Source organism: Micromonospora sp. PTRAS2, assembly GCF_054052245.1.
Genome location: NZ_JBSWBU010000029.1, coordinates 1 through 14,067, shown reverse-complemented (window position 1 = coordinate 14,067; position 14,067 = coordinate 1). Strand labels below are relative to the sequence as shown.

At 77.3% G+C, this 14,067-nt stretch carries 3 protein-coding genes; all 3 read right to left on the bottom strand.

Going from position 1 to position 14,067, the window contains the following annotated elements; genetic code table 11:
* Window positions 1-4,560 (bottom strand): beta-ketoacyl synthase N-terminal-like domain-containing protein (locus ACVMYR_RS32790; protein ID WP_457123669.1); only part of this gene is annotated, 4,560 nt, incomplete at its 3' end.
* 37 nt (window positions 4,561-4,597) lie between these two features.
* Window positions 4,598-13,840 (bottom strand): SDR family NAD(P)-dependent oxidoreductase, encoded by a 9,243-nt coding sequence (locus tag ACVMYR_RS32785; RefSeq protein WP_457123668.1) that lies wholly within the window; start codon window positions 13,838-13,840, stop codon window positions 4,598-4,600.
* Window positions 13,841-13,850: 10 nt separating this feature from the next.
* Window positions 13,851-14,067 (bottom strand): hypothetical protein (locus ACVMYR_RS32780; protein WP_457123667.1); only part of this gene is annotated, 217 nt, incomplete at its 5' end.

The following is a 14,067-nucleotide window of genomic DNA, read 5'->3' as shown; positions in this document are numbered from 1 at the left end:
CTCCGGGCCAACCCCGGCGTCCCGCAACGCCGCCACGATCACGTCGCGTTGCCCGGCGGGGCTCGGGGCGGAGTAGCGGGTGGTCCGGCCGCCGTGGTTGACCGCCGCGCCCTTGATCAGGCCCCGGATCCGGTCGGCGTCCCGCTCGGCGTCGGCGCGGCGGCGCAGCACGACCGCGACCGCGCCCTCGCCGGGCACGAAGCCGTCGGCGTCGACGTCGAACGCGCGGCACCGGAAGGTGGGCGACAGGGCCCGCAGGTCCTGCATGGACCGGAAGTACTCGGGGCTGATCGCGGCGTGCACGCCGCCGATGACCGCCGTGTCGATGTCGTCGGCCCGCAGGTGCTGCAGCGCCGTGTGCAGGGCCACCAGCGACGATGAGCACAGCGTGTTGACCACGACGCTCGGCCCGTGCCAGTCCATCAGGTACGACAGCCGGTTCGGGATCATCGCCTCCAGGCCGAGGCCACGCCCGTCGGGCACCCCGTGCCGGGACCGCTCCTCGTGGTAGTGGTCGTGGCTGTAGGCGATCCACAGGCCGATCCGGTTCTCCCGGTCGCCCTGCCCCATCCGGCCGGCGTCCTCCAGTGCCTCCCAGATGGTCTCGTACACGATGCGGGCCTGCGGGTCGATCAGCGGCGCCTCCCGGGCGGAGATCCGGAACGGCACGGGGTCGAACTCGTCGACCCGGTCCAGGAAGGACGCCTGCGGGACGGGCCCCTCCTCGGCGCGCTGCCAGCGGCCGTCGGGCAGGACGCGGACGGTGTCGCGCCCCTCGGCCAGCAGGGACCAGTACCCGTCGAGGTCGTCGGCGGTGGGCACCCGGATCGCGGCGCCGACGACGGCGATGTCGCGCCCGGTGTCCGTACGCTCGGCGGCCTGCGCGTGGTCGACGGCCTGGGGCGGGGTGGTGACCGGCGGCGGTCCGGCGGTCACGGCCGGCGGCGTCGCCGCGACCGGCTCGGGGGCCTCGGCCGACCGGGGGGCCTCGGCCGGCTCGGGGGCCTCGGCCGATCCGGGGGGCGGGGCGCTGACGGCGGCCGGGGGCGGGGCGACGGGTGGCTCCGGGGTCGGATCGGGGGCGGTCGCCGGGCCCGCCGGCGGTGCCGCCAGCGAGGCGACGAAGTCGGGGGCCTCGTCGACGAGGTGCTGGGCGAAGCTGCGGGGCGTCGGATACTCGAAGAAGACGGTCGGATAGAGCGACAGGCCGTGTTCCCGGGACAGCCGGTCGCTCAGCCCGACCAGGCCGACGGAGTCGAAGCCGGCCGAGAGGAACTCGGTGTCGGCGTGCTCGGCGTCCGTGCCGGACAGGGCCAGGAACCAGGCGAGCGCCCGCGCGACGGGCGACGCCGACGCGACACCGCCGGGAAGCGCCGCCCGCTGCGGCACCGGGGGCGGCGCGGGGGCGGCGGCCGGAGCGACCGGTGCGGCCGGGGCCGCGGTGGGCTGCGCGGCCGGGACGGCCGGAGCGGGCCGCCCGGCCGGGACGGCCGGCGCCGGGGGTGCCGGGGGTGCCGCGGTCGGGGCCGGGGCCGGGGCGGGCGCGACGGCGGTCAGGGCCGGGCGGGGCGCGGCGGGGGCCGGTGGCTGGTCGCTGAACGCGAGCACGGGCACCCGCTTCGACGAGATGTCGCCGAAGGTCAGCAGGGGCACGCCCCGCGCGTCGAGGACGACCTGGGTGACCCGGCACGCCTCCTCGTTCCAGAACGACACCTCGGTGCGGACGTAGGCGGCGTCGTCGAGCGGGCCGTGCACGCTCACCCGGTCCGCCGACAGCGGGATGAACGCGGACGCGTGCTCGGTGCCGAAGACGGGGTTGTCCGGGTCGATGGCGGCGATGGTGACGCTGTCCAGCAGGCCCGGGAAGAGCTGGACGTCCGGCGGGTTCAGCCCGCGCTGCCGGCCGCCCTCGATGCGGGCGAGCGTGCCCCCGCCCGCGAGGCCGGCCACCCAGGAGATGTTGCGGTAGTAGCGGCCGTGGTGGTAGCCGATGCGGCGCAGCCACCGGTAGACCGTGGAGCCGGCGTGCAGCCGCGAGCAGGCGGCGAGCAGCTCCGGCAGCGGCTCGGTGGCCGGGGCCGGGTCGGGCTGCGGGGCGTACCGGCCGGTGACGAAGGGCGTGCCGTCGGCGTCGGCGACGGTGAACCGGCCCTGCCCGTCGACCCGGCACCGCACGCGGTGCGCGCCGGTGGGGATCAGCGGCCGGTGGAACAGCACGTCCCGCACCCCGTGGAACGCGTCGCCGCGCAGCTGCGCGCCCTGGCGCAGGAAGTCGAACCAGGCGACGCCGGGCAGCATGATCCGGCGGTACACGGAGTGCTGGGCGATGGGCGTCTCGCCCGCCCCGAAGACCCGGGAGAAGGCGTACCCGGCCGGGCCCTCGTCGGCGTCCAGGGTGGTCGGGCCGCCGGGCTCGGCGGAGCGCAGGGGCTCCCGCAGGTCCAGCGCGGGCCCCCGGGCCTGTGCGGCGGGCAGCAGCCGCTTGCGCCACCCGGCCGGCCCCTGGAACGTGGCCCAGTCGACGTCCGCGCCGGCCTCGTACAGTTCCGCCGCGACGGTGGCGAGCAGCGCGGCGACGCCGCGCTCGTCGGTGACGTCGGCCAGGCGGGCGCACAGCTCCGGGCCGGCGTCGCAGTCGGAGTCGGCGGTGCCGGCCGCCGGGTCGTCGGCGGTCGCGGCCGGGCCGGTCAGGACCGCGCTCAGCGCCTGCTCCAGCGTGGTACGCCCGTGCGCGAAGTCGGCGATCGGCGCCCAGCCGGGCGGCAGGTCCACCGCCTGCTCGGGCACGCCGGTGTCGCGCAGCGCCACGGCCAGCACGACCCCGGCGCAGATCCGCAGCAGCGGGCCGGAGAACGTCGTCACGGGGCTGCCGACGGCGGCCTCGAACCGGCCCACGATCTCCCGCACCGCCGGCACGGACCCGGTGAGCGCGAGCAGCCAGGCCGGCGGGGCCGGCGCGGCGGCCGGACGCACGGTGACGGCGGGCCGCCGCCCGGCGGTCTCGCCGAGCGGGGCGTCGGCGGCGAGCAGGCGGGCCCGCAGGGCGGCGGCGAGGCTGGCGGCGTCGGTGCCGGCGACGGCGCACCGCACGGCGCGGTGGGGGCGTCCGAGCCGGGCGGTGGCCAGCACGTCGGGGAGGTCGTCGGCGGTCGTCGGCAGGAACTCCAGCCACTGCGCGGCCAGCTCGCGCAGGCCGTCCGGGCTGTCGGCGGACAGGGGCAGCACCTCGGCGGCGCGCCCGGCACCGGCCGGGGCGGCGGGCGCGCCGGCCGCCTCGGCGACGACGTGCGCGTTGGTGCCGCCGAAGCCGAACCCGCTCACCGCGGCCCGGCGGGTCGGTGCCGCCGGCCAGGGCTCGGCGCGCGGCGGCAGGTGGAAGGGGCTGGCGTCCAGCCGCAGGCGCGGGTTGACGGCGGGCACCGGCACGCCGGGCACCACCCCGTTCCGCAGGCAGAGGACGATCTTGGCGAGCCCGGCCAGGCCGGACGCCGAGTGCAGGTGCCCGATGCGCCGCTTCAGGGAGCCCAGCGCGACGCTGCCCCGGGCGACGCCGTGCCGGCCGAACACCTCGGTGAGTGCCCGCACCTCGATGGGGTCGCCGATGGCGGTGCCGGTGCCGTGGGTCTCGACGTACTGGACGGTCGCGGGGTCGACCCGGTCGTAGACGCGGGTGAGCAGCTCGACCTGGGCCTCCAGGTTGGGGGTGGTCACCCCCATGGTGCGGCCGTCGTTGTTGACGCCGGTGCCGGTGATCGCCCCGAGGATCACGTCGCCGTCGGCGACGGCCGCCGCCATCGGCTTGAGCACCAGGGCGACGGCGCCCTCCCCGGGGACGTACCCGTTGGCCTTCTCGTCGAAGGTCTGGCACAGCCCGTCCGGGGAGAGCGCGCCCGTGCGGGAGAGCAGCACGAACGTCAGCGGGTCGACCAGCAGGTCCACCGCGCCGACCACGGCGATCTCGCAGCTGCCGGCGGCGAGGCTCTGGCAGGCCAGCCAGACCGCCGTCAGCGACGACGAGCAGGCGGTGTCGACGACGAGGCTGGGGCCGGCGAGGTCGAGCCGGTCGGACAGCCACGCCGCGACGAAGTTCTGCGAGCGGCCCCAGAGGGCGGCCGGGACCGGCGGGCCGGCAACCGGGACACCGGCACGGCCGGCGGGGGCGACGCCGCGGCCGTGATCGAAGCCGTAGGAGTTCATCCGGGCGCCCACGAAGACGCCCGCGTCGAGCCGCCGCCGGGCGGCCAGGTATCCGGCGTCCTCCAGGGCGCGGGCCCCGACCTCCAGCATGACCCGCTGCTGCGGGTCGAGCAGGACGGCGTCGGCGGCGGTGAGCCCGAACGCCTCGTGGTCGAAGGAGAACGGGTCCTGCAGGAACGCTCCCCGGTGGTGGGTGCCCTGGTGGTCGCCGTCGCCGAGGTAGAGGTCGCGGGCCCAGCGGCTGGGCGGGACCTCGTCGACCTCGACCGAGTCGTGGGTCAGCATCCACCGCAGGTCGGTCACGTCCTCGGCGCCGGGAAGCCGTACGGCCATGCCGATCACCGCGATCCGATTGTCCGTCATGGTCGCGTCGCTCCTTCCGTCCCGCTCGGTGGGCATGTCAGTGGCCCTGCTGCTGGCCGTGGACGAGCAGGGGCCGCAGCAGCGCGCCGAGGTCCGGGGCCGGCGCGGCGGGTTGCCCGCCCGCGTCGGGTGCCGGCGGCGGCGCGTCGGGCGTGCCGGGCCCGGCCGCCTCCCGGGGTGCGGCGGGCGGCGCGCCGGCGGGGCCGGGCAGCCGGGCCGCGAGGTCGGCCATGGTGCGGGCCCGCATCACCAGGGACGGGTCGACGGTGATCCCGCCGAGCCGTTCGATGGCGTTGGTCAGGTCCACGATGACCAGCGAGTCCAGGCCCAGGTCCGGCAGGGGGCAGTCGCCCGGGTCCTCGCCGAGCACGTCGACGAAGGCGTCGCGCACCAGCGTGTACGCGAGGCCGGCTGCGGCGGCCGGCGCGGGCGCGGGCTCCGCAGCGGGTCGCGTGGCCGGCGTTGACCGTGGTGCCGCCGGTGCCGTGGCAGTCGACGCCGCCGGGGCCGGTGCGGCCGGGGCCGTCGTGGGCGGTGCCGTCGTGGGCGCGGGTGGCGGCACGCTGTCGGGTGCGGCCGTGCCGGGGAACACGACTCCCCCGCCGGTGCGCAGGTGCGCGGTGAATCCGGTCAGCGCCTGGTCGAGGGTGATCGAGTGCCCGGCGGCGACGGAGTCGTCGGCCTCCATGCCGATGCCGACCCAGTTCGGCCAGGCGTGTGCGGTCACCGTCGTGCCGTCGTCGCCGGACTGCTCGGCCAGCGCCAACTGGTAGGCGTTGGCCAGGGCGTAGTCCACCAGCCCCCGGCCGGCGTGCGGCAGCGCGCCGGCGATCGAGGAGACCAGGGCGACGTGGCCCGCGCCCTGCGCGCGGGCCAGTCGCACCACGTTGCGGGAGCCGGCGACCTTCGGCGCGGTCACCCGGGCCGCCTCCGACCAGGGCCGACGGCGCAGCGACCCGAACGGGTTGACCCCGCCGGAGCAGTGCACCACGCCGAGCAGCCGGCCCCAGCGGCGGCCGAAGGACGCGGCGGCGTCGGTCAGGGCGGCGGCGTCGGCAACGTCGCATCGCAGGTAGTCGACCTCGGCGTGCAGCCGCATCTGCGCCAGGAACGCCTCGGCACCGGGGTCGACCGGCGACCGGCCGACGATGCCGACGTTCCGCGCGCCGCCGCGCACCAGGTGCGCGACCAGCCGCCGGCCGATCGCGCCGAGGCCGCCGGTGACGAGGTGGTACCCGTCGCCGTCCAGCGGGGTGGCCGGGCCGGGTGCGGCCGGGACCTGCTCCGGGGCGTACCGGATTCCCCGCCGGTAGGCGACGGCGGTGTTGACGCCGGGGCGCAGCGCGGCGAACTCGGCGGCGATCTGCCGGGCGCGGGTCTCGGCCGGGTCGCCCGCGTCGAGGTCGAGGGCCGCGACGGCGAACCGGTGCTCGGCGGCGGCGGCCCGGACGGTGAACGCCCGCGCGGCGGCCTCCGGGTCCAGCAGGGCCCGGTCGGCCTCGTCGACCGGGGCCGAGCGGTGCTCGACCCAGACCACCTTCGCCTGCGGCGGGAGGGCCGCCGTGACCTCGCGGAGCTGCTCCCAGAAGCCGCGCAGGTCCGGCTCGGCGGCGGCGGACGTGGGGGCGGCGGCGACCACGACGAGGGCGCGGGCGGGCGCCCCGGGGGCGGCGATGTCGGCGCCCTGGGCGGACAGCGCGGCGGAAACGACGCCCTCGGTGGCCCGGTCGGCGGCGACCACCCGGACGGTCACGCCGTACGCCGACCCGCCGGTGAGGGGCGCGGTGGCCCGCCACCGCGTGCACAGCGCCTCGGGCGCGGCGGCGGCGGCTGCGGGCGCGTCGGGCGACGCCGCCGGGGCGGACTGCGGCACGGTGGGCGGCGGGGCCGCCGCCGTCGCCTCGGCGCTGCGGGTGTGCCAGTAGCGGCCCCGGGCGAACGGGTAGGTGGGCAGCGCGACGATGCGGGAGCCCGGGGCGGACAGCGCCGCCCAGTCGATGCCGGGGTGACCGCGCCGGGCCAGGTCGGCCAGCGCCTCGTGCCAGGCGTCCGGCGGTCCGTCCGGGGCGGCCGGCGGCGCGTCGGTGGCCAGGGCGGCGTCGACGCGGGCCACCGGGAGCCGGCCGTCGGCGACGGCCCGGAGCTGCTCGGCGAGGGCCGGGCCGGTGGGGCCGGTGACCGCGCTCTGGTAGTCGAGCAAGGAGCGGCCGGCGTTCGCGGTGTGGCAGAGGTCGGCGGTCCGCCGGTCGTCGTCGGAGGCGGCGAATACCTCGGCGTACGCGGCGGCGAGCTGGCGCACCGCGTCCTCGCTGGCGGCGGTGACCCGGACCAGGTGCGGGCGCGGCGGAAGTGGCCCGCGCGGGGCGGCGAGGGGCGGCTCCTCCAGGATGACGTGGGCGTTCACCCCGCCCATCCCGAACGCCGACACCGCACCCCGCCGCGGCACACCCGCCACCCGAGGCCATGCGACGACCTGGTCGGCCACGTAGAACGGCGACTCCTCGAACCGGATGTGATCATTCGGCCGGTTGACGTGCAACGTCGGCGGAATCTGCTCCCGATCGAACGCCAACAACACCTTCACCACACCAGCCAGACCAGCAGCCGGCTCCAGATGACCAATGTTCGACTTCACCGAACCAATCGCACAGAACTGCGTCCGCGACGTGAACTCCCGCCACGCCCGCGTCAAACCCTCCACCTCAATCGGATCACCCAACGACGTACCCGTGCCATGGGCCTCCACCAGACCGATCCCGTCCGGGCCGACCCCGGCGTCACGCAACGCCGCCACGATCACGTCGCGCTGCGCGGCACTGCTCGGCACCGTCAACCCGCTCGTGCGACCACCGTGGTTCACGGCCGTTCCCCGGATCACCCCACGGATCCGATCCCCGTCGCGCACCGCGTCGGCCAGGGGCTTGACCACCACCGTGACCACACCCTCACCCGGCACGAACCCGTCCGCCGACGCGTCGAACGCCCGCGACGCACCCGTCGGGGACAGGGCGCGCAGGTTGCGCATCGCGGTGTAGTGCAGGGGGGACATCGCGAGGCGTACGCCGGCGACGATGGCCTGGTCGCACTCGCCGCTGCGGATGCTGCGCACCGCCGTGTGCAACGCCACCAACGACGACGAACACAACGTGTCGATCGTCATGCTCGGACCCGACAGATCCAGGAAATAACTCACCCGATTGGCCAGGAAGGCGTTGTGGTTGCCGAGACCGGCGGCGGCGTCCAGCTCCGGCGGGATGTTGTAGTCCTTGTAGTGCTGGTAGCTGGCGCCGACGAAGACGCCGGTCGAGGCGGGCGTGGACAGCGGGGCGATCCCGGCGGACTCCAGCGCCTCCCAGGCGGTGCGAAGCAGCCAGCGGACCTGCGGGTCGAGCACCTCCGCCTGCTTGGCGAAGAAGTCGAAGAACCGGGCGTCGAACTCGTCGATCTGCGCGAGGAAGCCGCCCACCGGGGCGCCGTCGGGGTCGCCGTCGGCAGGCCAGCGGAACGCGGGCGCCGGGCCGACGCCGCTGCCCCCGCCCGCGAGCAGGGACCAGAAGCCCTCGGGGTCCGTGGCGCCGGGCAGTGCACAGGCGACGCCGATGATCGCCATGTCGTGGGCGTCGCCGCCGGTCGCCGCGTCCGAGCCGGTGGGGGCGGCGTCGGGGGTGGACGGAGCGTCGGGGGCCGGCGGCGCAGGGGGCTCGTCGGGCAGGAGGGACGCCACCACGGCGGTGAGGGCCCGGCAGTCGCGCGCCTGGAGCACGTCGACCGGGCTGAGCGTCGCCCCCAGCCGGTCCTGCACCTCGGCGGCGACCATGGTGGCCAGCATGGAGTCGATGCCGGCGGCGGCGAGGGGGCTCGTCGCGCTGACCTGCGGGTCCCGCAGCACCGCGCGGACCAGGTCGACCACCGTCTCCTCCGGCAGGCGGGGGCCGCCGTGGGGGCGGGACGGCGGCGGGTCGGCGGCGGTCCCGCCGGCCGGCGGGACCCGGTCGGGCGCGGGGGTGCCGGCCGGCGGGGTCACCCGGCCCGGGTCGGGCGCGCCCGCCGCGACGGGCCGGTAGACCACGTCGTCGAGGAGGACCAGGGCGCGGCCGTCGGCGTCCAGGAGGGTGGCGCTGGCGCGTCGGCTGCCGTCGGCGTCCTGCCCGGCGAGGCGCAGGTGGACGTGTCGGGTGCCGGCCGGGTCGCCCCAGCGCACCGCCCGGCCGATCGAGACCGGCAGGTAGGTGAGCGTGGACGCGGCCGGGTCGGCCAGGGTCAGCACCGCCATGGTCTGCAACGCCGCGTCGAGGGCGGCCACCGCCCGGACGCCCGGGTCCGCGTCGGCGAGGTCGACCTGAGTGAGTACGCCGGTGGTGCCGTACGCGACGTGGCCGACGACGCGCAGCGGGGCGCCGAAGTCGACGTGCTTGGCGGCGAACCACGCGTACAGGCCGGCGGGGTCGAGCGTGCGCGGGTAGCCGGCGCGCAGGGCGTCCAGCGTCACCGGCTCCGGGGCGGGGTCGGACGGGTCGGCCGCGCCCACGGTGAGGTGGCCGACGGGCCGCCCGCCGTAGGAGAAGGTGGTCGTGTCGCCGGAGGGGTCGCTGGTGAGCCGGTGCCGGCCGGTGCCCCGCGCGGTGAACGCGAGCCGGTGCAGGACGGCGGCGCGGGCGAAGCCGCTGGCGACGAGGAACGCGGCCGGCAGCGTCTCCTCGCCGAAGACGCGGTGCGCGCCCAGTAGCCGGTCCAGGACGCGGTCGTCGGGCGCGGCGGGGCGGGACGGGCCGGCGGGGCCCGGCTGGGCAGGGTCGGCGAGGTCGCGGAAGGGGTAGGGCGGCAGCGGCACCCGGCGCAGCCCGCTGCCGGTGTGGAGCCGCCGCCAGTCGACGTCGCGCCCGGCGACGTACAGGTGGGCCAGGGCGGCGAGCAGCGTGCCGTCGGGCGTGCGCAGCTCTGCGGCGATCCGCTCGGCGGTCAGCGGCACGTACGCGGCGAGCCGGGCGGCGAGGTCCGGGCCGCAGGGCACCGGGTCGCCGGCGAGGACGGTCGCGCCGCGCAGGACCGTCGCCGACGGGTCCGGCCCGGCGCGCAGGGCCTGGCGCAGGCCCGCGCCCAGCTCGTCGGCCGTCGCGCCGAGCACGGCGATCCGGTGCGGCAGGTGGCTGCGCCCGACCGCCGCGGAGAAGCACAGCGCGGCGGCGTCGACCGACCGGTCCCGCCCGATCAGCCGTTCCACGTCGGCGATGCGTCGGGCGAGCAGGGCTGGGGTGTGCGCCGAGAGGACGAGCAGGTGCTCGCCGGCGGGCTCGTCGGGGCGGGCGGCGGCAGCGGTGGGGCTCGGGGCGTACTCCTCGACGACGACGTGGGCGTTGGTGCCGCCCATGCCGAAGGCGCTGATGCCGGCCCGGCGGGGCCCGGCGGAGCGCCATGGCCGGGGCTCGGTCGGGATGGCCAGCCGGCCGGCGGGCAGGGCGATGTGCGTGCCGAGCGTCTCGAACCCGGCCAGGGGCGGGATCTCGCCGTGCCGCAGGCAGAGCAGGACCTTCACCAGGCCGGCCAGGCCGCTGGCCGGTTCGAGGTGGCCGATGTTGGCCTTGACGGAGCCGACGTGCACCGGCTCGGGCCGGTCGCCGTCGAAGACCTCGGCCAGGGCGGCGATCTCGATCGGGTCACCCAGCCGGGTCGCGGTGCCGTGGGTCTCGACCAGGGAGATGTCGGCCGGGGCGAGGCCGGCGTCGGCCAGCGCGGCCCGGATGACGGCGACCTGCGCCTCGCTGCGCGGCACCGGCAGGGCGCTGCCCCGGCCGCCGTGGTTGACCGCCGCGCCCCGGATCACCGCGTGGATCTGGTCGCCGTCGCGTTCGGCGTCGTCGAGCCGCTTGAGCATGACCGCGACCGCGCCCTCGCCGGGCACGAACCCGTCGGCCCGGTCGTCGAACGGCCGGGGGCGGGTGGGCGAGAGCGCGCCGAGCTGGCTGAGGCTGCGGTAGTACCAGGGGGTCAGGCCGACGTGGCAGGCCGCGACGATGGCCGCGCCGCACTGCCCGGTGCGCAGGCTCACCACCGCCTGCTGCAGGGCGACGAGGGAGGACGAGCAGAGCGTGTCGACGGTCTGCGAGGGACCGGTCAGGTCCAGCGCGTAGGAGATGCGGTTGGCCAGGACGGCGTTCATCGAGCCGAGGGCGGTGTGCGGGCCGACGGCGTCGAGGCCGTTGGCGTCGCGGTGGTGGGTGTAGGTGGCGCCGACGAAGACGCCGACGTCCCGCCGTCCGGCGCAGCCGCTGTCGTCGACGACGGACCAGGCGTGCTCCAGCAGCAGCTTCTGCTGCGGGTCCATCTCCTGCGCCTCGCGCACGGCGATGCCGAAGAACCTCGGGTCGAGGCGGTCGATCCCGGTGACGAACGCGCCGGTGCGGCAGTAGGTGCCGGTCATGTCGGGGCCGCGCCGCTGGAAGTGCTCGTCGATGTTCCACCGGTGGGCCGGGATCTCGGTGAAGGCGTCGGCGCCGGAGCGGAGCATCGGCCACAGGTCGGTGAGGTCGCGGGCGCCGGGCAGGTCGCCGGAGACGGCCACCACCGCGATGTCGCCGCCGCGCGGGGCGGGCCGGGCGGCCGGCTCGGGGGCGGGCGCGGACACCGGTGCGGGCGCGGGGTCCGGCTCGGACGTGGGGGTGGCCGGCGCGGGGGTGGTCGCCTCGGGCATGGCGACGACCGGCGCGGGCGTCGGGGCGGCCGGGGCGGCGGCCGGCGGTTCGGCGGAGGCGGGGGCCGGCTCGGGGGCGGCGGGAGGGCCGGCCGCGTACCGGGTAGCGAGCGCGGCGGCCAGCTCGGCGAAGTCGCCGTACTCGAGGAAGAGGGTCGCCGGGAGGGTGACCCGCCAGCGGCGGGACAGCTCCTCGGCCAGCTCGACGCTCATGATCGAGTTGATGCCGTAGTCGGTCAGCGGCGCCGTCCGGTCGAAGCCGTCGATGCCGAGCCGTTCGGCGAGGAACTCGGCGAGCCCGTCCTCGGTGCGCCCGGCGTCGACGTCGCCGGCCGGGGACGGGCCGCTCGCTGCGGCGGCGGGCGCGGTGGCCGGCGGGACCGGTGCCGGCGACGCGGCCGGTGTACTGGCCGGTGTCGTGCCCGTCGCCGCCGCGGGCGGGGCGCCGGCCGGGGCGTCGGGGTGGGCGATGACGACCTGCCGGACGTCGTCGCGCAGCACGGTCATCAGGGCGTCGAGCGCCTCGACGGTGCCCAGCGGCCGGACGCCACGACGGCGCAGCTGCTCGGCGACGGCGGTGCCCATGCCCACCTCGCCCCACAGTCCCCAGTCGACGCTGGTCCAGGGCGCGCCCCGCGCGTGCGCGTACGCGTCGAGGTAGGTGTTGGCGGCGGCGTACCCGCCCTGGCCGAGGTTGCCGAACGTCCCGGAGACCGAGGCGAACAGCACGGCGAAGTCCAGGTCGGTGCCGGCGACGGCGGCGGCCAACTCGTGCAGCCCGTCGACCTTGGGGCGCAGCACCTGCGCCACGTCCTCTGCGGTGGTGCCGCGCAGCAGGCCGTCACGGAGGGCACCGGCGGCGTGCACGACGCCGTGCAGGTCGCCGAAGCGCTGCCGGATCTCCGCCACCACGCCTGTCAGCGCGCCGGGCGCGGCGACGTCGGCGGCGAACGAGGCGATGCGGCAGCCGTACGACTCGATCCCGGCCAGGGCGTCGGCGGCGGCTCCGGTCCCGCCGGAGCGGCTGACCAGGGCGACCAGGCCGGCACCGTCGCCGGCGAGGCGGCGGGCGACGGCGAGGCCCAGGCCGCCGTGCCCGCCGAGGATCAGGTACCGGCCGTCGCGCCGCACCGGCGGCCGGCCGCTGTCGGACGCGCGCAGCGGGACGCGGACCGGCTCGTGCCGCACGCCGGCGCGGTAGCCGACCTCGACCGGACCGTCGCCGCCCAGCTCGGCCACGAGCGCGTCGGCCGAGGCGGGGTCGAGGTCGACGAGGCGGGGTCGCAGCCCCGGGTACTCGATGGCGGCGGTGCGGACCAGCCCCCACAGGGCGGCCCGCGCCGGCTCGGGGGTGTCCCCGGCGGCCACCGGCTGGGCCCGTTCGGTGGCGACGAGGAAGCGGCCCGAGCGCTGCCGCTGGCCGAGGGTCTTCAGGGCGGCGAGGCAGGCGTACAGGCCGGCGGCCAGCTCGGCCTGGTCCGGCCGGGCGGGACCGGTGTTCCACAGGTGCACGACGCCCTCGACGGGCGCGCCGATCTCCTCCCAGAGCCGCTGGAACGCGGCCTCGTCGGGCCGGGGCATGACCCGCCGGTCGGCCCCGGTCGCCGGGGCCGACCCCTCGGGCAGCACCTCGACGACGCGGGCCCCGTCGGCGCGCAGCGCCCGCACCGTGGCCGCGCCCGCGGCGTCGGGGCCGCCGTCGTGCAGGACCACCCAGGTGCCGGTCGCCGGGCGGCGCGGCGCGGGGGCGTCGGCGGGGGTCCACTCGATGCGGGTGAGCAGCCCGGGTGCCGAGGCGGACCGGTGCGCCGGCAGCCGGCGCATGCGTACCCCGGTCAGCTCGGCGACGACCTGGCCGGCGGGGTCCAGCAGCACGGCGTCCGCGACGGACCAGGCGTCCTGCACGGCGGTGCGGCGCACCCGCACGGTCACCCCGGTGGTGAGGGCGGACAGGTTCGCGTACAGGGCGAGCCGCGCGACGCCGATGGGCAGCATCGGGCCGGGCGCGTCGCCGTCGGCGAGATCCTGCAGGGCGCAGCTGACCACCTGGAAGACGCCGTCGACGAGCAGGGGGTGGGAGTACCAGGGCACCGGCTGGGCCACCGTGGCGAGGCTCGCCTCGGCGGTGCCGTCGCCGACGGAGAGCCGGCGTACGGTGTGGAAGTCCGGCCCGTACGTCAGGCCGGCCTCGACCCAGCCGCGGTAGATCCGCTCGGGCGGGACCGGCACCGGGCAGGTCACCTCCCACGCGGCCGGCGGTCGGGCGTCGGCCGGCAGCGGTCCGCCGGTGCCGGTCGAGACGGCCTTGCGGCCGTCGGGGGTGACCGCGCTCAGCTCGAAGCGGGTCCGCTCGGCGAAGGTCACGTCGAGTCGGCCGGTGACCCGCTCGTCGTCGGCGACGGTGAACGGCCGGACGAAGGCGACGTCGACGAGTTCGAGCGGGGCGAACGCCCGGCGCTGGGCGACCCCGAGCAGGGCCATCTCCAGTTGTACGGACGCGGGCAGGATGCCGAAGCCGGAGGAGCGGTGCTGGGCGATGAACGGCTCGTGCCCCGCGAAGGTCTTCTCGTAGGTCTCAACCCGGTACGTCACGTTCCCTCGCTCAGTGCTCGTAGTGACGGTCGAACAGCGGATGGCCGGCGGCCTCGTCACCTGCGGTGGGTACGGAAACCTGTGCTTCGGGGCGGCGGCGGTGCGCGGGGGCGGTCTCGTGGACGCGGGGCGCGCTCAACTCGCGGCGTTCGAAGGGGTAGGTGGGAATCGTCGTCGTGCGATGCCCCTTACCGGCATGCACCCCCACCCAGTCCACCTCACCCAGA